Source organism: Paenibacillus sp. VT-400, from assembly GCF_001029205.1.
GTDB lineage: Bacteria > Bacillota > Bacilli > Paenibacillales > Paenibacillaceae > Paenibacillus > Paenibacillus amylolyticus.
In genome coordinates, this window is record NZ_LELF01000067.1 from 1,115,718 (window position 1) to 1,139,760 (window position 24,043).

22 protein-coding genes are annotated in these 24,043 nt (G+C 47.0%); 17 read left to right on the plus strand and 5 right to left on the minus strand.

Annotated features, from left to right (window positions below; all coding sequences use genetic code 11):
• Positions 1-124: 124 nt before the first annotated feature.
• The 3 genes from EL84_RS15805 to EL84_RS15815 all read right to left on the minus strand — a co-directional run bounded on the left by EL84_RS15805 (position 125) and on the right by EL84_RS15815 (position 1,388).
• The gene (locus EL84_RS15805; protein ID WP_036609858.1) at positions 125-466 is read right to left on the minus strand and encodes a YtpI family protein; all 342 of its coding nucleotides are present in this window, start codon (positions 464-466) and stop codon (positions 125-127) included.
• 82 nt (positions 467-548) lie between these two features.
• Positions 549-1,037, minus strand: coding sequence for a hypothetical protein (locus EL84_RS15810; protein ID WP_036609856.1), 489 nt, complete (start codon positions 1,035-1,037; stop codon positions 549-551).
• Positions 1,038-1,058: 21 nt separating this feature from the next.
• Positions 1,059-1,388: a YtrH family sporulation protein gene (locus EL84_RS15815; protein WP_047844226.1), complete on the minus strand. Its 330-nt coding sequence runs from the start codon at positions 1,386-1,388 to the stop codon at positions 1,059-1,061.
• A gap of 266 nt (positions 1,389-1,654) precedes the next feature.
• Here EL84_RS15815 and EL84_RS32540 point away from each other — a divergent pair, with 266 nt between their 5' ends.
• The 9 genes from EL84_RS32540 (at position 1,655) to EL84_RS15860 (ending at position 11,976) form a co-directional block, all read left to right on the plus strand.
• A complete protein-coding gene (locus tag EL84_RS32540; RefSeq protein WP_047842319.1) occupies positions 1,655-5,794 on the plus strand; it encodes a DNA polymerase III subunit alpha in 4,140 nt (1,379 codons plus the stop codon).
• 309 nt (positions 5,795-6,103) lie between these two features.
• Positions 6,104-6,595 (plus strand): phosphatidylglycerophosphatase A, encoded by a 492-nt coding sequence (locus EL84_RS15825; RefSeq protein ID WP_036609851.1) that lies wholly within the window; start codon positions 6,104-6,106, stop codon positions 6,593-6,595.
• A 284-nt stretch (positions 6,596-6,879) separates the two neighbouring features.
• Positions 6,880-7,068 (plus strand): hypothetical protein, encoded by a 189-nt coding sequence (locus EL84_RS15830; RefSeq protein ID WP_017689496.1) that lies wholly within the window; start codon positions 6,880-6,882, stop codon positions 7,066-7,068.
• 87 nt (positions 7,069-7,155) lie between these two features.
• Positions 7,156-7,410 (plus strand): hypothetical protein, encoded by a 255-nt coding sequence (locus EL84_RS32035; RefSeq protein ID WP_036609848.1) that lies wholly within the window; start codon positions 7,156-7,158, stop codon positions 7,408-7,410.
• 63 nt (positions 7,411-7,473) lie between these two features.
• A complete protein-coding gene (gene accD / locus EL84_RS15840; RefSeq protein ID WP_036609844.1) occupies positions 7,474-8,367 on the plus strand; it encodes an acetyl-CoA carboxylase, carboxyltransferase subunit beta in 894 nt (297 codons plus the stop codon).
• Positions 8,368-9,399: an acetyl-CoA carboxylase carboxyltransferase subunit alpha gene (locus EL84_RS15845; protein WP_036609840.1), complete on the plus strand. Its 1,032-nt coding sequence runs from the start codon at positions 8,368-8,370 to the stop codon at positions 9,397-9,399.
• A gap of 105 nt (positions 9,400-9,504) precedes the next feature.
• Complete coding sequence (gene pyk, locus EL84_RS15850) at positions 9,505-10,932, plus strand: pyruvate kinase (RefSeq protein ID WP_017689492.1); 1,428 nt, start codon at positions 9,505-9,507, stop codon at positions 10,930-10,932.
• A 101-nt stretch (positions 10,933-11,033) separates the two neighbouring features.
• Positions 11,034-11,570 (plus strand): acyl-CoA thioesterase, encoded by a 537-nt coding sequence (locus tag EL84_RS15855; protein ID WP_047842320.1) that lies wholly within the window; start codon positions 11,034-11,036, stop codon positions 11,568-11,570.
• A 7-nt stretch (positions 11,571-11,577) separates the two neighbouring features.
• On the plus strand, positions 11,578-11,976 hold the full coding sequence (locus tag EL84_RS15860) for an FxsA family protein (RefSeq protein ID WP_036669966.1): 399 nt from the start codon (positions 11,578-11,580) through the stop codon (positions 11,974-11,976).
• 101 nt (positions 11,977-12,077) lie between these two features.
• On the opposite strand, the gene ytvI is transcribed toward EL84_RS15860, so the two are convergent.
• Positions 12,078-13,196, minus strand: a complete 1,119-nt coding sequence (gene ytvI, locus EL84_RS15865) for a sporulation integral membrane protein YtvI (RefSeq protein ID WP_036609832.1) — start codon at positions 13,194-13,196, stop codon at positions 12,078-12,080.
• A 530-nt stretch (positions 13,197-13,726) separates the two neighbouring features.
• Here ytvI and citZ point away from each other — a divergent pair.
• The 4 genes from citZ (at position 13,727) to EL84_RS15885 (ending at position 17,797) form a co-directional block, all read left to right on the plus strand.
• A complete protein-coding gene (gene citZ / locus EL84_RS15870; RefSeq protein ID WP_017689488.1) occupies positions 13,727-14,839 on the plus strand; it encodes a citrate synthase in 1,113 nt (370 codons plus the stop codon).
• 147 nt (positions 14,840-14,986) lie between these two features.
• Positions 14,987-16,279, plus strand: coding sequence for an NADP-dependent isocitrate dehydrogenase (gene icd / locus EL84_RS15875; protein WP_036609828.1), 1,293 nt, complete (start codon positions 14,987-14,989; stop codon positions 16,277-16,279).
• A 15-nt stretch (positions 16,280-16,294) separates the two neighbouring features.
• On the plus strand, positions 16,295-17,236 hold the full coding sequence (gene mdh, locus EL84_RS15880; RefSeq protein WP_036609827.1) for a malate dehydrogenase: 942 nt from the start codon (positions 16,295-16,297) through the stop codon (positions 17,234-17,236).
• A gap of 135 nt (positions 17,237-17,371) precedes the next feature.
• Positions 17,372-17,797 (plus strand): hypothetical protein, encoded by a 426-nt coding sequence (locus EL84_RS15885; RefSeq protein WP_017689485.1) that lies wholly within the window; start codon positions 17,372-17,374, stop codon positions 17,795-17,797.
• 266 nt (positions 17,798-18,063) lie between these two features.
• On the opposite strand, the gene EL84_RS15890 is transcribed toward EL84_RS15885, so the two are convergent.
• Positions 18,064-19,623, minus strand: coding sequence for a histidine kinase N-terminal 7TM domain-containing protein (locus EL84_RS15890; protein ID WP_047842321.1), 1,560 nt, complete (start codon positions 19,621-19,623; stop codon positions 18,064-18,066).
• Positions 19,624-20,011: 388 nt separating this feature from the next.
• On the opposite strand from EL84_RS15890, the gene EL84_RS15895 reads away from it, so the two are divergent.
• The 4 genes from EL84_RS15895 (at position 20,012) to EL84_RS15905 (ending at position 24,027) form a co-directional block, all read left to right on the plus strand.
• Positions 20,012-20,884 carry an SDR family oxidoreductase gene (locus tag EL84_RS15895; RefSeq protein ID WP_047842322.1) on the plus strand — a complete coding sequence of 291 codons (873 nt, stop codon included), beginning with the start codon at positions 20,012-20,014 and terminating at the stop codon, positions 20,882-20,884.
• Positions 20,885-21,195: 311 nt separating this feature from the next.
• Positions 21,196-21,318: a hypothetical protein gene (locus tag EL84_RS32740; RefSeq protein ID WP_268794687.1), complete on the plus strand. Its 123-nt coding sequence runs from the start codon at positions 21,196-21,198 to the stop codon at positions 21,316-21,318.
• A gap of 43 nt (positions 21,319-21,361) precedes the next feature.
• A complete protein-coding gene (gene pnpS / locus EL84_RS15900) occupies positions 21,362-23,182 on the plus strand; it encodes a two-component system histidine kinase PnpS (RefSeq protein WP_047842323.1) in 1,821 nt (606 codons plus the stop codon).
• A 116-nt stretch (positions 23,183-23,298) separates the two neighbouring features.
• On the plus strand, positions 23,299-24,027 hold the full coding sequence (locus EL84_RS15905) for a response regulator transcription factor (protein ID WP_036609823.1): 729 nt from the start codon (positions 23,299-23,301) through the stop codon (positions 24,025-24,027).
• Positions 24,028-24,043: the final 16 nt, after the last annotated feature.

The following is a 24,043-nucleotide window of genomic DNA, read 5'->3' on the forward strand; positions in this document are numbered from 1 at the left end:
AGTACTCCCTGATCAAGAAGCTCTGCCGGGTTGCGCTGTCGCGCGGTTCTGGCTTCGCTTAATGAAGGGGAAGTACTCTCTTTTTGCAGTCACAACGGTAGCGCTTCAACAGCGCTTCAACGAATCATGCTGATTGTCCGGAGGTTTTACCTGATCCGTTACTGGACCGTTGTTGAAGCCGCGCATAATAACTGCGGTTACGTATTCCGGCAAATACATTGTACGCACCCATAATCAGAAATAGCGCTTCCACAATCACAGATAAAGTGGAGCCCGTGAAGACAAACATCAGGATCAGGGCAAGAACAACAAGCATGCCACCCATCCAGATATTTGTCCACGAACGGTACAGACCGGCGCTGGTAGCATCCGAACTTCTGTGTGAACGAATACTGTTCAACGCTGCAAAAACCATGGCAACAGCAAAGATGGCGATTAGAGCATATTTGAGTACATCAATGAACACAAAGACGCAGCTCCTTTTCTGGAAAGCATTTACTGCCCTTATTGTACCATGCAGAGATGCAGACAAGGGCAGTTTTTTGCTGTTACGCAGGAACGTGCATGCGAATCTGTACCCAAACTTGCAGTACGCCTTCCATAACCAGCATCGTTTTGACCTGAACGGTGTACTCCTTTTCCCTGACCGAGTACACTTTCTGATTCAGCATGATTCGCGTCATTTTGCTATACTCATCGATGTTGAATACATCTCTGCCCCGAAGTACCTCAAGTTCGTCTCCGAGCTTCTGTAACATCACTTTCAGAGAAGCTTCGTCTGGCCCCTTATCCGATTCTTCTGCACGGACCTTGATTTCCTTGATAACGGTTTGGCGTTTACTGTATTTTTTCAGCGTTTTGATATCCTCCTCATTCTGATGCAGCTGAAGCTGCAGCTCCTGATTGTTCAGCCACAACGCATTGTAACTCAGGTGAAATACACCGTTGTAGACGACACATCCAGCGATCATTCCCAGAACAAACACAGCGGTCATTCGCATCAGCGGGCGGTAACGAGAAAATGGCGGAACTCTCATGAACGCTGTTCCTGTCTCATATTAGCTCCGGCCTCCGCCGCACACCCATTTCACTAGCTCGGTTCCCATATGCGCGCCCATAAAAGCAGAGATCAGATACAGGATTTGTTTGACCGCCGGAGACAGGTTACCATCCAGAAAATTGCTCTCGATGACACGGATGGGATCTATTGTGCCGCCAACAGCGGCTGCGAGTGCCCATATCTTTATTTTTCCAGAAATATCGAGCATCGTCTGTGTCGGAGGCTGAAGAGAGATCACGGCTCCAATACCTCCGATCATCGCGCCGCCCAGCACGATTCCAAACGCAATAAAGAAATCAAGAATGGCTTTGGACAAAAATGTGCTCACTGGCAACACCCCTTTCAGACCTAGCAGCACACCTCCTGTCTTCGGTCTGTCACAGGGGGAGCGGCTTGTACTTCTATTGTATGGGCGTGCCCCCAGACGTTATGATAAAATAGAATAATAAAGTCTCCTTTTAAGAGGTTGTCACGAATTTTAATAGGAGATTCCATTTTTTTATTTATTTAATTCATATATATGAGATAGATAGGGTAGCAGACGGATCAGAAGATCAATGCTGCGACTATCTGCGGCGAAAGGAAGAAAAAAACATGAGTTCTTTTGTGCATTTGCACGTTCACAGCGAATACAGTTTGCTGGACGGCGCTGCGCGTATTCCGGATCTCGTGAATAAGGCTGCAGATCTCGGAATGACGACACTTGCGCTGACCGACCATGGCGTGATGTATGGTGCAATTCCTTTTTATAAAGCATGTATGGAGCGAGGTATCAAGCCGATTATAGGTTGCGAGGCATACATGACAGCAGGGTCCCGCAAAGAGCGGGGAAGCCGCAAGGATCAACCGATTCATCATTTGATTTTGCTGGCCAAAAATATGACGGGTTACCGAAATCTGATGAAATTGTGCTCGATTGGACATCTCGAAGGTTTTCATTACAAACCCCGTGTAGATATGGAAAGTCTGGCTGCCCATCACGAGGGCATTATCTGTCTAAGTGCGTGTCTTGGTGGTGAAGTACCACAACATTTACTGCATGGACGAGAAGAAGAGGCGAGACGTGCGGCGTTACGCTACAAAAATATCTTTGGTGACGACTTCTATCTGGAACTTCAGGATCACGGGCTGTCGGAGCAAAAAAGGGTGAATCCGCAGTTGATCAAACTGGCTGCCGAGCTGGAGATTCCGCTTGTAGCCACCAATGATGCACATTATCTGTCCGAAGAGGACGCGGAGCTTCAGGATGTATTGATCTGTATCGGAACGGGCAAGACCGTGGATGATGAGAATCGGCTCCGAATTGCAACCAATCAGCTCTATTTGAAAAGTGAAGAAGAGATGGCTCGTTTGTTTCCTCATGTACCGGAAGCTCTGGCAAACACCGTCCGCATTGCGGATTCCTGTGAGTTGAAGCTGGAATTTGGCAAATCGATTTTGCCGGAATACAGACCGCTTCCTGATGGACTCAGCCCTTCGGTGTATCTGCGTCAGCTGTGCGAAGAAGGAATGGAGGAGCGTTATGCGCAGTCCACACGTTGGACAGATGCAGAGCTTCGATCCGAACTCGAACAACGATTGGCGTATGAGCTGGGTATAATCGACAGCATGGGATTCTCGGATTATTTCCTGATTGTTTGGGATTTTATCGCCTATGCGCATAAACAAGGCATTGTTACTGGACCAGGCCGGGGCTCCTCGGCAGGTAGTCTGGTAGCGTACACTTTGCATATTACCGATGTTGATCCGATGAAATACAACCTGCTCTTCGAACGATTCCTGAATCCCGAGCGGATCTCCATGCCGGATATTGATATTGACTTCAGCGATGAGCGGCGGGATGAGGTCATTGATTATGTCGCGCATAAATATGGCAAAGCCCATGTCGCCCAGATCATTACGTTTGGAACGATGGCTGCCCGTGCCGCCGTACGTGATGTTGGGCGGGCCCTGAATGTGCCTTATGGCGAAGTGGACAAGGCTGCAAAGCTGATTCCGGCGCAACTTGGTATTAACATCGAGCGGGCTATGGAAGCTACACCTGAGCTGAAGGCGCTGTATGAAACCAAGCCTAAGACACGTGAGCTGTTGGATATGGCGATGAAGGTCGAGGGCATGCCACGTCATGCTTCGACCCATGCTGCGGGAGTGGTTATCTCCCGTGACCCGCTGACCGATGCGGTGCCACTTCAGGAGGGCAGTGAAGGGACAGCGTTAACCCAGTATTCCATGGAAAACCTGGAGTCTATTGGGCTGCTTAAGATGGACTTTCTTGGTTTGCGTACCCTCTCAATCATTGAGCGGTGTGTACGCTGGATTGGGGAACATGGAGAAATTCCGGATTTCCGCCTTATCCCCGATGATGATCCGTTAACGTACGAGATGCTTGGGCGAGGGGACACGATGGGCATATTCCAATTGGAATCTGCCGGGGTACGCCGTGTGCTGAAAGAGATGAAGCCAAGTAGTTTTGAAGATGTAATCTCTGTACTTGCCTTGTACCGTCCGGGTCCGATGGAGTTCATATCCAAATACATTCAGGGCAAGCATGGACAGATTGAAGTGGATTACCCCCATGTGGATCTGGAGCCTATCCTGAAAGATACGTACGGGATCATCGTGTATCAGGAACAGATCATGCAGATAGCCTCCCGGATGGCGGGTTTCTCGCTGGGTGAGGCAGATTTGCTCCGCAGAGCGGTCTCCAAGAAGAAACGGGAAGTGCTGGATCTGGAGCGTGGACACTTTGTACAAGGCAGCCTGAAACAAGGGTATAGCGAAGAAGAGGCAGACCTGGTCTATGATATGATCGTCAAGTTTGCCAACTATGGCTTCCCGCGTGCTCATGCCGCGGCATATGGTGTGCTTGCGTTCCAGACGGCTTATCTGAAGGCGCATTATCCGGTTCATTTTATGGCATCCATGTTAACAGCCGTAATGGGCAGTCATCGGAAAGTGGCAGAGTACGTAGTGGAATGTCGGCGTATGGACATGGAGGTGCTTCCGCCGGATGTGAATGAGAGCGGTATTCTGTTTACACCTGTATTTGTGCCGTCCGGCAGCGCAGGAGCCGGGGATCAGAGCAATGCATCGCAGCAGACTGCGGGAGCAGATGCAGAGAATGACGCTGGAAGCCCTGCCGAAGAACATGCCACGAATGGTAACGTGAGTTCCTTCAGGGAAGATCGCGTTCATGAGCATGATGGGCATTCGGGACAAACCGAATATGGTGAAGCACCTCTACCGGATGATCCCGGTCCTGGACCGGAAGAGGACGGTGGTGGATATGAATGGCTGGCAACGACAACCATGCCTGAGGCATCCGACAACCGGAAGGAACCGGGATTGGTGACGGTTTCTTCAATGGATAATGGTAATGACGAAGGACAAGAGGCGTCTTCTTCGCGCGCGGAACAAGAGGAGCTGTCCTCTGTGGAGAAGAACGTTGCAGTGTCTAATGATAATTCGGATGAGGAAAAATTAACGGGTGCAATACGATTTGGTCTGGCCGCTGTGAAAAATGTCGGTACCCAGGCAATGGAAAGCATTATGATCGTAAGGCAGGAGAGACCGTTCGACAGTTTGCTCGATTTTTGTCGTCGTGTGGATTTGCGTGTATGCAACAAACGTGTGATTGAATCGCTGATCCAGGCCGGAGCTTTTGACACATTACCTGGGCACCGGGCCCAATTGCTGGCGATGCTGGATGAGACTGTTGAAGCAGCGTTGAAATGGCGCAAGGAACGTGAGGATCTGCAGATTCAATTGTTCGACTTTGTTGAGACGCCAAACTGGGAGATTGAATATCCGGAAATTCCTCCTTATTCCTCAGGGCAGCAACTGGAGCTAGAGCGAGAGTTGTTAGGTTTGTATCTTTCCGGGCATCCGCTGGATGACTATGAAGATGTGCTGGAATCGAGTGGGGCTGACCGGATCATGGAGCTGACCGAGGCGGCAGATGACACGATGACCGTCGCCGCGGGTATGGTTGTGTCTGTGAAGTCGATTACGACGAAACAGGGCAAGGCTATGGCGTTCATGGAGCTGGAAGACCAGATTGAACGCTGTGAAGTGGTTCTCTTTCCCGAGGTATGGCGGCGTAGCCAGCAACATGTCGGGAAAGGTGAACTGCTCGTCGTGCGTGCCAAAGTGCAGCAGCAGGACGAAGGGTTTAAGCTGCTGGCTGAGGAAGTGGTGCCGTTGTCACCGGCGGCACTGGAGCAGCAGCTGCGCAGCCGTGACCGGCGCGTCAAGCCCGGCAGCGGCAGCTCTTCGCGCCCGGCGCAGGCGGCTTCGCCGCGGCGACCAGCGGGTGCAGGAGCCGAAGCGCAGCGCAGCAGCGCAGGCGGGGATGCTTCCGCTGTGCGTAGCAACGGGAGCCAAGGCTCGGCAACGACGCGCAGCGATGCGGCGGGTATGGGCGTAGCCACGGCGGCGGCTTCCCGGCCTGGCGGTGCCGCTGAGGCGGCAGGCAGCCCGGAGCAGAGCCGTGAACCGCGGGCTGTGGAGCAGCGGGTGTTCGTGAAGATTGCCCCGCATGCGGAGAAGCCTGAGCTTCTGGCACGTCTGAAGCAGTTGCTTCAGGAGCATCCCGGACCTGTGGCGACAGTGCTCTTCTATGAGCAACAGCAGAAGCTGCTTGCGCTGAGTGATGCCTACCGGATTAAGCCATCACCAACCTTGTTCTCCGAGATGGAGAAAATGCTGGGTGAAGGCACGGTCAAAATTAAATAAGAGGCTGTCCCGTAAGTGATAGCACTTATCCATAGTATGAAACCTGTTTGGCTCAATGCTGAACAGGTTTTTTTTGATTATTTTGGTGCGAGCTCGGTTCCCTGACGACAGGGTTTAAACAAACAAATTGCAGACTTGTTATAGGCCAGCTACAGACCAGAGCGGAATGTACAATCCTGAAACAGGTTTAGGCTGCGACTGGTCTTAACCATCCGCACATTTTATGAACATTTTAACAGGTTGTTGCATACACTTGAGAACACCGAAGGACCTCGTGGTCCTCGGGGGATTGATGCGGGAGGTCGAGATATGTCATATGAAATCGTAGAAGCCATGCTGGCCCGGCGGGGTGTACGGATTGATGCAATCGCAGCAATTGTATACCGTCTGCAAAAAGGGTACCACCCCGAACTGACCTTGGACGACTGTGTAACCAGCGTGAAATCCGTTCTGCAGAAACGAGAGGTGCAATATACGCTCTATACGGGTATTGCTCTCGACGAACTTGCGGAGAAAAAACTCTTGCCCCAACCGTTACAGGCTATTATGGAAGCGGATGAATCCCTGTATGGAGTGGACGAGACTCTGGCCCTCGGCATTACTCATGTGTATGGTATGATTGGTTTAACCAGCTTTGGTTACCTGGATAAAGAAAAAATAGGTGTAATTCATGATTTGAACGAACACACAACAGCCATTCATGTCTTTTTGGATGATCTGGTCGCAGGGGTGGCTGCTGCGGCTTCTGCCCGGATTGCACACAAAAATATTAAAGCCAAAAAATACCCCTCAGACCTTTAACCCCCTGTATTCCCATGCTTGTGTGTTATGGTCAATCTAATGGCTCATATGAAGGTCTTCAAGGGCGGCTGACGCTGCCCTGATAAGCTTGCGGCTGCTTATGGAAGAGGTATGAACAAGAAGATTTCGTCAACCATATGAGTTATTCGTGGGGGACTAATGTCCCTCATGATCCCAAATTCTCCCCAAAGGTCCCGAACCCTTTCTTGCAGAAAAAAAGTGAGGTATGTTATCATTAGTCCAATATACGGGCTCTGAACATTAGCTTAGGGGGCGGACAAGGCATGTGGACGGTGATTTACATTGCACCGACAGCAAAGGTTGCGGACAAGATCAAGACCAAGCTTTCGGAAGAAGGTTTTCTGGTACAGACCCGTCCCATCAGTTTATCCAAGCAGCAATTTGAGATTCGCGTCCCTTCTGGGGAATTGGAAGAGGTCCAGGAAGTGTTGAATTCCATTCTGCATTCCTGATTTGTTCGACATCAACGTGCCTTGGCAGATGAAGAAGTACCATCGGTACATAAGGGACTAATCGCGTAAGCGGAGAGAGGAATCGACTTGCATGTATTGTATGCTGCTGTCCTTCCTTCTTTTTTTGTTAGGACAAGGACCGACCTGGTTGCTCCCGGAGACCCTACCAAGATAGATTCAAACATCGGCGCAACAATCTTTCGGTTTTTGCAGGTAACATCAATCGTGCTGACAGAAGCCGGTGATCCTTGCCCTGTACCGGCGGATTTTTTTGTTGTGAATGCTGGACAAGGCCCATGGCAGCGTGTGGGTCGTAAGCGGTTTACCGTAACACGCGGATGAAGCTGCCACAAGCAGCGCTCTGCAGGTTGCGGCCATCAAATCAACGGCTGGAGAGGTGTAGTTGTGTTCAAAGATATATTCCAGAAGAAACGGAAGTACGCTACCATACCTTCCGAGCGTGCACTTCCCGGCGAAGGCCAGGAAGTCCTAGAACGCCCAAAACGTGAAATACCTGAAGGGCTTATGAACAAGTGCAGCAAATGCGGCACCATTCAATATAGCAAGGAATTGGAGAAAAATCTGAAAGTATGTCCTGCCTGCGGTTACCATATGCGTCTTAACGCTATGGAGCGCATTGCTATGGTACTTGATGATCAAGGATTTGTTGAGTTTGATGCTGATATGATATCGGTTGATCCACTTGGCTTTCCTGGATATAGCAACAAATTGGAACAACAGCGTCTGAAATCGGGCCTGAAGGAAGCGGTAATTACAGGGGAAGGAACCATTGATGGCCTGCCTGTAGTTGTTGCTGTCATGAGCTTTGATTTCTTCACAGGCAGCATGGGTTCTGTTGTAGGGGAGAAAATTACCCGTGCCATTGAGCATGCCACAGAGAAACGGTTACCATTGATTATTTTCTCAACATCAGGTGGTGCCCGGATGCAAGAGAGTATTCTTAGCCTCATGCAAATGGCTAAAACAAGCGCAGCTTTATCCCGTTTAGATGAACAGGGCGGGCTGTACATTTCGGTCATTACGGACCCAACGACAGGTGGAGTCTCGGCAAGTTTTGCGAGCTTGGGCGATATTAACATTGCCGAACCTGGCGCTGTATTTGGTTTTGCCGGCAGAATCGTTATCGAACAGACGATCCGTCAGAAGTTACCTGATGATTTCCAGACGGCTGAATTTAATATGCAACATGGTCAGTTGGACATGGTTGTGCACCGGAAAGAGCTTCGGGCCACTCTTGGCAAGCTTCTGGATATGCATAGTGAAAAAGGAGGGGTCTAAATGGCGGGTGAGTTGCCATATGAAGCGCCTCTGGTTGAGATGCGCAAAAAGATTGATGAACTCGTACAGTTTGGACAGGAAAAAGGGATCGACTTCACGGACGAGATTGCCCGCCTGGAAGAACGTTACCATAGACTTGAAGAAGAGATCTACACTGGCATAACAGCAGCTCAGAAGATGCATCTGGCCCGTCATCAGCAGCGCCCAACGGCGCTGGATCTGATCCAGCTGATATTTACAGACTTCATTGAGCTGCACGGTGATCGCATGTTCGGAGACGATCTTGCGGTTGTTGGCGGACTTGCCAAGTTGAATGGAAAGACAGTAACGGTAATCGGACAACAGCGGGGGAAAGACACGAAGGATAATATCGCCCGCTTTTTCGGTAGCGCTCATCCAGAAGGTTTCCGAAAAGGACTGCGTCTGATGAAACAAGCGAACAAATTTGGCCGTCCTATTATTACGTTTATTGATACTAAAGGGGCGTATCCGGGTAATACTGCAGAAGAGAGAGGTCAATCGGAAGCGATTGCTCGCAACCTGATGGAAATGGCGAAGCTATCGGTTCCTGTTATTGTTGTGGTCATCGGCGAAGGTGGAAGCGGCGGTGCCCTCGCTATGGCTGTGGGTAATCGTGTGTTGATGCTGGAACATGCGATCTATTCTGCAATCTCTCCGAACGGCGCTGCTTCGATTCTCTGGAAGGATGCATCCAAGGCAGATCAGGCGGCTGAAGCAATGAAAATAACAGCCAAAGACCTGCTGGAGATGGAAGTCATTGAAGAGATTGTCCCTGAGCCACGCGGCGGTGCTCATCGGGATTATGAAGCGTCTGCTGCTTTCATCAGTGAAGCGTTGGTCCGTCATCTCGACGATATGAAGGGTTGGAGCGGGGATCAACTGAAACAGGATCGTTATGAGAAATTCCGTAAAATTGGATCGGTCACGTTTGAACCTCAAGCATCCATTGAAGCCCCTCAAGAGCTTGTAAAAGTCGATGTTGCGAGTAATTTGTCGGGAAATGCTGAATAATGTGACGAATTTCCTATACAAATGAGCAAAAGTATAGTAAATTTAATAGTTGGAAAAAGAAAAATAGATAAAGAGTAATACCTTTAAAATCGGAGGAAACCCAAAATGCGTAAAACGAAAATTGTATGTACCATCGGTCCATCCAGTGAATCTCTGGAGAACACCAAAAAATTGATTATGGCCGGTATGAATGTGGCCCGTCTGAACTTCTCCCACGGTGATTTCGATGAGCACGGCGGACGGATCATTGCGATTCGCCAAGCATGCGAAGAATTGAACAAAACAGTAGCGATCCTGCTGGACACCAAAGGACCGGAAATTCGGACAGGTAAACTCGAAGTTGAACCGATCGAATTGGTTCAAGACGAGTACATCACTTTGACAACAGAAGAAATTCTGGGAACCAAAGAACGTCTTTCCATTACGTATACAGATCTTCCGAATGATGTTGAACCGGGATCTACAATTCTGATCGACGACGGTCTGATCGGACTGACTGTGGTGGAAGTGCAAGGCACCGAGATCAAATGCCGTATCGTTAACGGCGGATCGATCAAAAGCAAAAAAGGTGTTAACGTTCCGGGCGTTGCCATTTCTCTACCGGGTATCACCGAAAAAGACGCTAACGATATCGTATTTGGTATCGAACAAGGTGTCGATTTCATCGCGGCTTCTTTTGTACGTAAAGCAAGTGACGTACTTGAGATTCGTGAATTGCTTGAAAAACACAATGCTGGACATATCCAAATCATCTCCAAAATCGAAAACCAACAAGGTGTCGATAACCTCGACGAAATCCTTGAAGTGTCTGACGGCCTGATGGTTGCTCGTGGAGACCTGGGTGTTGAGATTCCTGCGGAAGAAGTACCATTGGTACAAAAACGCATGATCCAAAAATGTAACGTTGCAGGTAAACCGGTTATCACAGCTACACAAATGCTGGATTCCATGCAGCGTAACCCGCGTCCAACACGTGCGGAAGCAAGTGACGTGGCGAATGCGATCTTCGACGGTACGGACGCAATCATGTTGTCCGGTGAGACAGCTGCGGGTAAATACCCAGTTGAATCTGTTCTGACCATGTCCCGTATTGCTGAAAAAGCAGAATCTGCTCTGCCATACCAAGAGTTGTACCTGAAACAACGTGTTGCTCAACAAACAACAGTTACAGAAGCAATCAGCCAATCGGTTGCTCTTCAAGCTCAAGATTTGAACGCAAAAGCGATCATTACTTCGACTGAATCAGGACATACTGCACGCATGATTTCCAAGTATCGTCCAGAATCTCCAATCATCGCTGTGACAACGGAAGACAGAACTTCCCGTCGTTTGGCTCTGGCTTGGGGTGTAACTCCTGTCAAAGGAAGACTGGTTGATTCCACGGATGCTTTGTTCGAGAATGCAATTGAAGGCGGCGTAAAATCCGGACTTGTTAAAGAAGGAGACCTGGTTGTGATCACAGCAGGTGTACCTTTGGGTCGTTCCGGTTCTACCAACCTGATTAAAGTAAGCCAAATTCCAAACAACGCTTAATAGCGTCTTGGATGGAGAAGCAACAGGAAAGAAGCAATGGGGCTTTATTGTCCCGTTGCTTTTTTTCCATCTTATTGACACTTTACAACGAGGTAACACGTATGAATGATAGAACGAAGGAGGCCGATAACGTGCGAGAACAGAGCAATGGTAACTGGTATGCGGCACGTCTTCGTGTACGCTATCAAGAAAGTGACCAGATGGGCGTGGTCTACCACGCGAACTATTTGAATTGGTTTGAAATCGGTCGAACTGAGATGATTCGCCAAATGGGGTATACATATCGTAAAATGGAGGAACAGGGGTTACTGCTTCCCGTAACCGGACTGGATGTGAAGTATCACAAGCCTGCCCGATATGATGATGAGATTATCATTTTCACCCGTATTGCTGCATTTAGTGGTCTGCGACTGAATTATGAGTATGACGTAAGACGCATGTCTGAAGAACCTGATGAGCATATGGCGATTGGAGAACGGGTATGGTCAACTGATGAATCACTCCCCGGTGAACGGCTAGTTACAGGTTCTACACAGCATGTATGGGTGAATGGGGACTGGAAGCCAGTTCGGCTGGATAAGGCAGCCTCTGAGTTATACAGCGCGCTTGAAAAGGTGTGGCTTTCGGGAAAGGGGTAATACGTCAATGCGAAAATGGATGTGGGCTTTACTCTTAATCATTCCGGTGATTGAATTATTTGGTTTTGTTCTGATGAGTGACTGGATCGGAGCCGGAAAGACATTGCTTCTCATGATTCTCACGTCCTTGATTGGTATAGCAATGTTGCAGTTTGAAGGGCGAAAGGTACTTGTGGACGCCAAATCCGAGATGGAGCGTGGCAAGGTACCTGGAAGAAAAATGGTCGATGGTCTTTTTATTTTTGTCGGTGGTTTCTTGCTTTTGATTCCAGGCTTTGTAACGGATCTGATCGGGTTCACACTGGTATTTCCATTAACACGTCCGGTGTACCGTCTGTTCTTCCTGGGGTGGCTGGAGAAAAAAATGAAAAGTGGCAAAATTACGTTTTATCGTCGTCCGAAATGAAACACCAGTTGTTATGCAAAATGGAAAAGGCTCCGCTCAGCAGATGATTTCTGTTGAACGAAGCCTTTTTCTATTTTCCTGGGTGCTCATAAGATGATGCCTCATCGGACACGACCGTTGATGATATACGTTCTAAGGTCGCGTAATACGTTAGCCCGATTGAACGCATCCAGAATCACGAGACTGACAGGGCCAATAATCAAGCCCAGAACACCGAACAACTTCAAACCCACAAACATGCCAACCAGCGTGGCGAGTGGGTCGAGCCCTACACTGCTTGCAAGTACCTTCGGTTCAATAATCTGACGGGCGATCAATAAGATCAAATAGATAATACTAATCCCAATGCCCAGATACAGATCCCCATTCATAAAGAGGTACGCTGCCCAAGGCACCATGATAAGGCCAACACCCAGATAAGGAAGCAGATCGACCAAACCAATCATCAGAGCGATGGTGAAGGCTGAATTGACTTGCAATATAAGCAGTCCAATCATGACGAATAGTGCTGTAATCGAGATCATGATCAATTGTGCTCTTGCGTATCCGAACAGTGCCTTCTTAAGGTCGGTCCAGATGTCGGATATCGGCTTGCGAATGGAAGAGGGTACCCATCCGGATACGGTGATGTTGTGCCTGGTCCAGCTTTTGCTAATGAAGAATGTAGACAACAGAACAACGATTAATACCGCACCCATGTTCGGCAGGGAAGTCAGCAGACTCAGAATCATGTTGAAGAATCCGGTGACCAGATCTGTCACGGCTGTACCCACCGTTTCAGTTGTTTTACTAATATTGCTGTTGATGGTTTCCTGGTAGTTGGGATTTTCCTTGTAAAATTCATTGATCTGCGCAGTCAAACTCTGAATGGTGTCATTCTGGGTCCAGCGCACAAACGTGTCCTTGATCTCATCAACATGAAGATCAAAGCTTGTCGTAAGTGAAATGACTTCTTTTACCATGCGGGTAATCGCCGCAGACAGCACCACCGCAATGGCTCCAAAATAAAGGATCAATGAAAGAGTCACAGCCAGCCAGCGCGGGAATCGTGCTCGATGCTGAAGCAGTTTCACTAAAGGATTCATGGCATAGGCGATAATCCAAGCAATCGCAAAAGGGTACAAAAGCGGGAACAACAAGTATATGGCAACGGCGATCAGAACGGCCGCAATGATAACCCATAAGCCACGGAGCAGGCGTTTCATTATTATTCTATCCAAGCATCAACTCTCCTTATTTCAATTAAGCCGACCTATGTATGATCCATGAAGCAGTATTAAAAATAGATGGCTATCTTAATTAATATAGAGCATTTACAAGGTTTTGAAACGCCGGGATGTTACCAGATCTTGTTCAAAAGCGGATTTTTGAACAAGATCTACGGGGATTCTTTCTTTTGCCTAGAGTATGCCTTAGTATTACAGAATATAGCAATAGAAAGTTCTCATACGACAGGATTGGTTAAAAAACATTAAATGTCAACCTTGTTTTTGTAAAGGCTTTCAAAAATGCTTTATCGGACCGATAAAGAAGTTTGATGTGCGAATGAACTCTCATCATGTTCACATAAACGACAAAATCCAGTATGATGTTATAAGTAAATACCGATTGACAGATAGGAAAACCGTAGTTTGAAATATTTGTTAATTTTAAAATGAAAATGTTTACAAAAAGAGAATAGGTGCATTTTGGCACTTATATGACACTCTGGAATGGTTCCTGATTTCGCTTATTAAAGGAGAGATGTAATATGACAGCTACCAAAGGTCTGGAAGGCATCGTTGCGACAACCTCTTCGATCAGTTCTATTGTAGACGGTGTGCTCACATACCGTGGTTACGATATCGACGATTTGGCTGAACATGCCAGCTTTGAAGAAGTTGCCTATTTGTTGTGGTTTGGTAAATTGCCAACAACGGATGAACTGAAATCCCTTCGTAAAAGCCTGAGCGATTACGCGCCGATTCCGAGCGAGTTGATTGCACAAATCCAATTGTATCCGAAAAACGTCAGTACCATGGCAGCACTTCGTTCCGCTGTCTCTGCACTTGCACTGTACGACGAGCAAGCGGATGAGATGACAACGGAAGCGAATGAGAACAAAGCGGTTAAGTTGCAAGCACAGTTGCCAACGATTGTGGCAGCCATCGCCCGTATCCGTCAGGGCAAAGAACCTGTGGCACCAAAAGAAGGCGCTTCCATCGCAGAGAACTTTTTATATATGATGACTGGTGAAGAACCATCCGAGACCGCAGTGAAAGCATTGGATCAAGCCCTTGTCCTGCATGCGGATCACGAGTTAAACGCTTCGACATTTGCAGCCCGTGTAACGGTTGCTACGCTGTCAGATATCTATTCCGGTGTAACTTCCGCCATTGGCGCACTGAAGGGACCACTGCATGGCGGTGCTAATGAAGCCGTTATGAAAATGTTGAATGAGATCGGTACGCCTGATCGTCTTGAAGCGGCAATTCAGGAAAAACTGAATAATCGTGAAAAGATCATGGGTTTTGGACATCGTGTGTACAAAAACGGTGATCCACGCGCCAAACATCTACAGAAGATGTCCAAGGAACTTGGCGAGATGAACAATGATACGCGCTTGTATGATATGTCTGTGAAGATCGAGGAACTGGTAACAGGACAAAAAGGGTTGAAGCCTAACGTAGACTTCTATTCTGCTTCTGTATACACCCAACTGGAGATCGAACAGGAATTGTTCACTCCGATCTTTGCCATCAGCCGGGTGTCTGGATGGACAGCGCATATTTTGGAACAGCTTGCGGACAATCGCATCATTCGTCCACGTGCGGAGTACACTGGTCCTACAGAACAGAAATACGTTTCTATTGAACTTCGCTAATAGCCGCAAAAACAGTATAATAATATGGACGAGGTGAAGGGTTGGAAAGCAGAGGCTTTACTGGCTTAAGCTCTCAGGACCCTTCTCTCAACAAGACTAGTGGTATGATGAATACTGCATATACGAAACTTAGGAGGAATTTTAACTATGAAATTAGAAAAATTTGCTCACCCAACTGAAGGCGAAAAAATCCAAATTGATAACGGTACACTTCAAGTACCTAGTAATCCAATCATTCCATTTATCGAAGGTGACGGTACAGGCCGTGATATCTGGAAAGCTTCCAAACGTGTATTGGATGCAGCTGTTGAAAAAGCTTATGATGGCAACAAAAAAATCGCATGGTATGAAGTGTTTGCTGGACAAAAAGCATTCGATACATACGGTGAGTGGTTGCCGAATGATACACTGGAAGCCATTCGTGAGTATATCGTAGCGATCAAAGGACCATTGACTACGCCAATCGGTGGCGGTATTCGTTCCCTGAACGTAGCCCTGCGTCAAGAGCTTGACCTGTACACATGCTTGCGTCCTGTTCGTTATTTCGACGGTGTACCTTCTCCGGTTAAACGTCCTGAGTTGGTAGACATGGTCATTTTCCGTGAGAATACGGAAGATATCTATGCAGGAATCGAGTATGCTGAAGGTTCTGAAGAAGTGAAAAAAGTGATCCAGTTCCTTCAACAGGAGATGGGTGCTAACAAAATCCGTTTCCCTGAGACTTCCGGTATTGGTATCAAACCAGTTTCTTCCGAAGGTTCGAAACGTCTGGTACGTGCAGCAGTGCAGTATGCAATTGACCATAACCGTAAGACGGTTACACTGGTACACAAAGGTAATATCATGAAATTCACAGAAGGTGCCTTCAAAAACTGGGGATATGAAGTGGCTGAAGAAGAGTTCGCTGACAAAGTATTCACATGGGCACAATACGACATCATCAAAGAAAACGAAGGTACAGATGCAGCGAATGCAGCACAAAAAGCTGCTGAAGATGCTGGTAAAATCATCGTAAAAGATGCGATTGCCGATATCGCTCTGCAACAAGTATTGACTCGTCCAGGCGAATTTGATGTTATCGCAACATTGAACCTGAACGGTGACTATCTGTCCGATGCACTTGCAGCGCAAGTTGGCGGAATTGGTATCGCTCCTGGAGCGAACATCAACTACGTAACAGGACATGCTATCTTCGAAGCAACTCACGGTACTGCACCTAAATACGCGGACAAAGATGTCGTGAACCCTGGTTCCGTTATTCTGTCCGGAGTAATGTTGCTTGAGCACTTGGGATGGCAAGAAGCAGCTAACCTGATCTACAAAGGTATGGAAACATCCATTAACAATAAAACAGTAACGTATGACTTTGCACGTCTGATGGACGGCGCTACTGAAGTGAAATGTTCTGAATTCGCGGATCAAATCATTAAAAACCTGTAAGGGGAGATGTGAATCTTGACTATTCAGCGCAAAAAAATCACAGTAGTCGGCGCCGGTTTTACCGGTGCTACGACCGCATTAATGCTTGCCCAAAAAGAACTCGGGGATGTTGTGCTGGTTGATATTCCTCAACTGGAGAACCCGACGAAGGGGAAAGCACTCGATATGATGGAAGCAAGTCCTGTTCAAGGATTTGACAGTCATATCGTCGGTACTTCCAACTACGAAGATACTGCAGGTTCTGAGATTGTAATCATCACCGCTGGTATCGCCCGTAAACCGGGTATGAGCCGCGACGATCTGGTCAATACGAATGCGGGTATCGTGAAGTCCGTTTGTGAAAATGTGAAAAAATATTGCCCTGATTCCATCGTCATTATTCTAAGCAACCCGGTGGATGCGATGACTTATGCAGCTTATCAGACCCTTGGTTTTCCTAAAAACCGTGTTATCGGTCAGTCAGGTGTTCTGGATACAGCACGTTATTGTACCTTCATTGCGCAAGAGTTGAATGTATCTGTTGAAGATGTTCGTGGATTCGTTCTTGGCGGCCACGGAGACGACATGGTGCCACTCGTTCGTTATTCGAGTGTAGGTGGTATTCCGATCGATACGTTGATTCCGGCAGACCGCATTGAGTCCATTGTTCAACGCACACGTGTTGGCGGAGGCGAGATTGTGAATTTGCTGGGTAACGGCAGTGCCTATTATGCACCAGCAGCTTCGCTTGTTCAGATGACCGAAGCGATTTTGAAGGACAAGAAACGTATCATTCCAGTGATCGCTTATCTTGAAGGTGAATATGGCTATAATGATCTGTTCCTCGGTGTACCAACCATTTTGGGTGGGAACGGCATTGAGAAAATATTCGAACTTGACCTGACTGCGGAAGAAAAAGCAGGGTTGGATAAATCGGCTGATTCGGTTCGCAACGTCATTTCGGTAGTAAACCTGTAAGTTTGAAAACTTTTTGAACAGAAGCTAAAAGAAAACCTCCGGTAAACCCGGAGGTTTTCTTTTCTTTGGATAAGTTCCCCAGTATAATGGGATGTGATGTATAGCACACCGAAAATGTTGAGGAGGATGAAAATTTTGACAATGATTATGTATTTGCTCCATATTGTTGGAGCACTGGCGATGGGATTCTATTTGATTCTGCCATTTGTGGTCGGTAAAATCCGTACTTTGAATGCCGCAGCACAAGAGGGAGCCTTTGCATCACTTCGTTCTTTGAACAAAGTCGCGCAGTATGGACTTGTAATCCAACTTCTTACTGGTGGTTACCTGATGACCAAAGGTGAGTATTCTCATGTCTGGATGGCTGTCGTTGTTGTTCTGCTCTTGGCTATTGCGGCTATTGGAGGAATCATGGGTAAACCGTTGCGACTCGCTGCAGAAGGTGTGAAAAACAAACGTGATGTGGGTCCTGAGCAAAGCAAGATCCGTATGTTCAGTACACTTCTGGCTGTATTCTTGCTAATCATGGTGTACCTGATGGTGAATAATCAGGTGATCTAAATGCGTTGCGGACGGTTAATCCACCTTACGAAGATGTATTGTTAGTCGTTGGTTAAGCGTTTGCAGACGTACTTAGGACAAGCCGGATGAGATGTAAGATGGTGTTTCGTTGAAACAAACAAAAAATAGACAGCCTCATTGGCTGTCTATTTTTTGTTATTACCAAGATGAAATCAGCAGTACTCGGTTTATTTTGAACTGGAACTAGAGGGAATCACTACCATACATAACAGCATGCATATTCCATCAGACGCGATCTACATTGGTTAGGTTGTACTCACAGTGTACGCACGCACTGCATTTCGACCATTACGCTTGGATTCGTACAAGGCTGTATCAGCGTCGCGTAACAAGGACTCCAGCGAATCTGACCCTCCATTGTACTGGGCAATACCAAAGCTTGAGGTCAGCGTAATAGGCACTCCCTTAACATCCAGGGGGTCATTCAATAAGGCAACTCTCAGTTGTTCGGCAAGTTTCTCGGCTTCTTGAAGCGAGGTATTCGGAAGAGCGATGACAAACTCTTCGCCTCCATATCGGGCAAACAACATCTCAGGGCTTAAATATCGATTACAAACAGAGACCACATGAATGATGGCCTGATCGCCAACATCATGCCCGTATGTATCGTTGATGCGTTTAAAGTAATCAATATCAAATAAAATGAATGAAACAGGTTGCGGGTTAAGCTGAGCTTCACTCAAAATCTCTCGACCTCTATGCAAAAATTGAGTGCGATTATAGATTTTGGTCAGACCATCAAAATAAGCCAACTGTTTCAGCTGTTCTTGCAAGAAGCGTTGTTCCGTTATATCAATTAACATAATTAGACTGCCCACAGTCTGTGCATCCTTGTTATATACGTAAGATGTCCTGACCTGATAACAGACGGTCTCTCCATTTAACTGCCAGTACAGATCAGTTTGCAATCCTTCTCTTCCGTATTCAACGGGAAATGTCTTTCCAGCAAGATTAAGCCAGATATCATCCAAGGGTTGGCCAATCATGGTTGTATTAAGCTCTGGCAACATGTCACGCAGAGATCTGTTGTAATCGACCAGTCGATTGAAACTATCCAGTACAATTACACCTTCACGCATGCTCTCGAAAATACTGTCTTTGGCGATGGGTACGATGGTCAGTAGACGTGAGGATAGAATGGCCCAGATATACATGGCAGATGTGATACACATGAGCACGGGGACGGGGTCCATCCCGCCGGGGGTCAAACCAAGCAAATACAGAAAAGCTGCGACCATAGGAATAATCTGTGAAGTAATGAGAGTAAGTAATTGACGACGATACATCTTCTTGGTGTGTCTCCATTGTCCGATCAGAATGAGGCAGGCACATAACAGACAGGAAAAGGTGAATGCACCATGTACAACATACCATTGGCCCACTGCGATATCCATCAGAGGAACGGGACTATCTTCTCTCAGCCATACTTTTTTATAAAATAGATGATGAAAGTCATTGGTTGCAACCATACCTAGGGTAATGGAAGGGATTACAAACAGCGCGGCAGTTACCTTTTTGGATAACGTTTTTCCTGTGTACTTTATCATCAACATGAGGCCAAGAGATGCGGAGAAGGGCATGCCTATATACTCCACGGTGGTCCAAAACATCATCTGTTCCAGCGTGTTGCTGGCTAGCTCAATCGCATAACCAAAAGTATATATGGAGAGTGCTGCTGTGTAGAGAATGAATATTTTGGAACTGGGAATCTCGGATCTTCTGAAATAGGTATATAAACACAAAAAGACATTCAGCACGGCTGAAGTAGCGACGAGTGTTATATATGAATTAATATGCGATTCCATTGTCAGGTCTCCATGTTAGGTTAGAATGATTAAACCAATAAAGATGAGAGTTAAAGCACATCAGTATACTGTACATTGTACATCAGCCCAAGCAGCATAGGAATACACTTTGCATCATGAAACAGTCTAATTTCGAATAAATTTCGAATTTTGGCCAAACAGGCATTGAAGCAAATTGGTTGTTTGATATCTAAAGAGAGTGGTAAATAACGATTAGAGACAGGACGCGAGGCTTAAGTTGCTGTTCATCGCAGAAGAATAATCTGAACTGTTCATGCCATCCTACAGAATGAGACTTTTTCAGAGAACGAAAGACAAGGAAGTATACAGTTAGGGTCCATGTCTTCTGTAATCCAAACATGTTCACATTTTGAGAGGAGAATGTTAGATGTCAACCAACACACAACAAAATCAAAAAACAATGCCAGCACAGCATCAGGATCAACGCCCCGGTATTGAATCGGAGATGCATCCCAGACCGGAATTTGAGAAGCCCGAATACAAGGCAGCAGGTAAACTGACGGGTAAGGTGGCCCTTATTACAGGGGGTGACAGCGGAATTGGACGTGCTGTTGCTGTTACCTATGCCAAGGAAGGCGCGGATGTCGCCATTGTATACCTGAGCGAGCACGAAGATGCCAAGGAAACGAAACGTCAGGTCGAACAAGAAGGACGCAAGTGCATCTTGATTGCAGGTGACATTGGTGATGATGCCTTTGCGAAGAAGTCGGTTCAGCAGACAGTAGATGAACTGGGCAAACTGGACATTGTCGTGAATAACGCAGCAGAGCAGCATCCACAGCAGAATCTGGAGGATATTACGCCAGAACAGTTGGAGCGTACATTCCGTACCAATATTTTTGGCATGTTCTATGTGACGCAAGCAGCCCTGCCACATCTGAAGAAGGGCAGCACGATTATTAATACAACCTCTATCACAGCCTATCGCGGAAGCCCAACCCTGCTTGACTATTCATCTACCAAAGGGGCAATCACTTCGTTCACTCGTTCGTTATCGATGAATGTGATTGAGAAGGGAATTCGTGTCAATGCCGTTGCACCAGGGCCGATCTGGACACCACTCATTCCATCCACATTTGATGAGAAAAAAGTAAGTGAGTTCGGCGCAACGCAGCCAATGAAGCGGCCAGGACAACCGGATGAACTGGCTCCCGCTTACGTATACCTTGCTTCGGATGACTCTTCGTATGTAAGCGGACAGGTGATGCATGTGAATGGTGGCGAAGTGGTGAACGGATAATACGTTAAGAACGTTTAGATTCAGGATAGGATTGATTATATAGAGAGGCGTATCGCTTTCAGCATGGCTGAGCGGTGCGTCTTTTTTATATCAGGTGAATATGTATGTCAAAGATGCGGATAGCACCTGTTTACAAAAGTCGGCATCTCTGTTGATACAACTATGATATTTTATTATTAGCCTTGTCTCACTGCAGTTGATAGCGTATTGCAAAGTACTGACTGAAAAGATTGGGAGTCCCCTAATCTGTGATATGATAGATCGAGCAATTATACTCGGAGGGACAAGTCATATGAAAATGAGCAAACAGAATGCAACACATTATATATGGGGTGGGCATTGCGATGATGAATCGGAGCGACGAAGAAGTGGAGTTTCTTGTAATTTCCAATCCGGGTACCCGTGGGGACCGAATTGAACTGGATTCAATGTAGAGCAATTCATTAGATATTAATCTGATCATAAAGGAAGAGATAGATGAGACCGTTCCGAATTCGCCTTGCCATCATTATGATGGTGCTGATCGGCGTATCCGTCATTGTGGCTGGATATACGATGGGCAGAGTGTTTAAGACTACGCATATAGCCGCATTGGAGCAAACCATGGTGCGCGAGATTAATTTGCTCAAAGCAACTTTTCCATTCCATGATGCAAGTGATCCAACCTCGGAAGCCACACGAAAGTATTATTCAGATCGGGCGCTGGAACTGGATCGTCTGACGGATTCCCGTGTAACCTTCATCAATAAAGACGGCATGGTCATTGGAGATTCCGAGAGTGATCCGGCATCCATGGATAATCACTTGAACCGTGAGGAGATTAAGGGTGCCGTCGGAGATGGATACGGGCAATCCATACGTTACAGTGAGACATTGGGACAGGACATGCTGTATGTAGCACTACCTGTGAATTCGGATCAAAGTGACATGATTGAAATACCTAGCGGCAAATTTGATGGCTACATTCGCCTTTCCATGAGTCTACATGCGGTTGATCAGGGTCTTCAGCGTGGTTGGATGATTATGTTTGCTGCACTTGGGTTATTGTTCTTAATTGTCGCGTTTGTCAGTTATCGGGTTGCACGTGGATTAACCTCCCCGATTGAGCATATTACAAAAGTGGCCCATCGGATCACCAAGCTGGAATACGATGCCAGAGTTGATGTAACGCGTAGAGATGAGATCGGACAGCTGGGGCTTGCCATAAACGGAATGGCAGACAGCTTGCAGTCCCAGCTGAAGACGATCCGTGACAATGAAGCGTTGTTACAGAGTGTCCTCGCGAACATGACCGGAGGTATTGTCATGATCGACGCAGGGCAATCCATTGCACTGGTCAATCGGGAAGCGGAGCGTATGCTTGGTATTCAGGCAGGAAAGGTTACGGGTAAGCCTTATACTGAATTGAAAAGACACTACGAATTAACACGTACCATTGAAGAGAGTGTTGCACTGAAAGAACGGATGCATGAAGAAGTAAGTGTGTTCAACCCGGAGGAAAAACTGATCCGTATTGATGGAGTACCGATGTCCGAAGATGATGGTGGATATCGAGGCATGTTGTTCCTGTTGCAGGACGTGACGGCGATTCGCCGATTGGAGTCCATGCGCAGTGAGTTTGTTGCAAATGTCTCTCATGAGCTCAAGACACCAGTCGCTGCGGTAAAAGGGTTTGCCGAAACGTTGCTCAGTGGCGGGGTACAGGATAAGGAGACAGAGCGGTCATTCCTGAAAATCATCTATGATGAAGGAGATCGACTGAACCGATTAATCGGGGATATTCTGGAGTTATCCAAAATTGAATCGAAACGCGCGCCGCTGCAATGCTCCCCTGTTCATGTACACTCTTTCTTTGAAATGGTGCTGGGCACCTTGTCCAAGGTGGCGGAGAAAAAGCAGATTCGTCTGGAAATGCATGTTCCGGAGGAACTGTACATTGAAGCAGATGAGGACAAGATGAAGCAGATATTCATCAATCTGTTATCCAATGGTATCAACTATACCCCGGATGGTGGACGAGTGAAGTTACAGGTGACGATGGATAATGATGATGAAGTTGTCTTTGCGGTGTCAGATACAGGAATTGGCATACCGAAAAAAGATTTGCCGCGAATCTTCGAACGATTCTATCGTGTTGATAAAGGCAGATCCCGTAATTCAGGGGGCACAGGCCTTGGACTTTCCATCGTTAAACATCTGGTGGAATTGCATCATGGCAAATTGTCTGTAGAGAGTGAACTGGGCATGGGGACAACGTTCCGTGTGATCCTTCCATTCATTCAAGACGAAGAGATGTAGGCGTCTGGTATCAAGATGTAAAAAGTGTGTATTGTTTTACACCGCGTTAACAAATTAGTGCTATGATAGAAAAAGTGTTGTGGCAACAGACAACCTATGAAGAGAGAAGGGGTATCATGGCACAGCGTTTACTAGTTATTGAAGATGAACCTACATTATCAAGATTACTCACGTATAACCTGACACAGGAAGGTTACGACGTTACGGCAGAGGATCACGGATCTGCAGGATATGATCGGGCCTTGTCCCAGGAATTTGATCTCATTTTGCTGGATTTGATGCTTCCGGGCATGAATGGTCTGGACATTCTGAGCAAGTTAAGAATACAGGGTGTTAGTACACCGGTTATCATTCTGACGGCCAAGAACGGTGAAGCCGAGGTTGTACAGGGACTGAAATCAGGTGCCGATGATTATATTACCAAACCGTTTGGTGTATCTGAGTTATTAGCCCGAGTGGATGCGGTATTAAGACGTTATTCCAATGGTGAAGATTTACCACAGCTTGAGGACAAGGATGGCTCACGAATTATTCTGGGAGAGCTGGAGATTTATCCTCTGAAATATGAAGTGACACTGGGTGGACAATCCATCAGTCTGCGTCCGAAAGAGTTCGAAGTACTTCTATATTTGGCCAAAAAGCCGGGTGTGGTACTGACAAGGGATGATCTGATGAACGCTGTGTGGGGCTTCGATTATATCGGAGGTCAACGAACCGTGGACGTTCACGTCAGTTCATTACGTAAAAAGCTGGAGCTGGACCCGGAATCGGTTCACATTGATTCGATTCGTGGTGTAGGTTATAAATTGGTTGTCAAAAGAAAAACTCCCCATCATTCAAGTTAGCAATGATCGGGGAGTT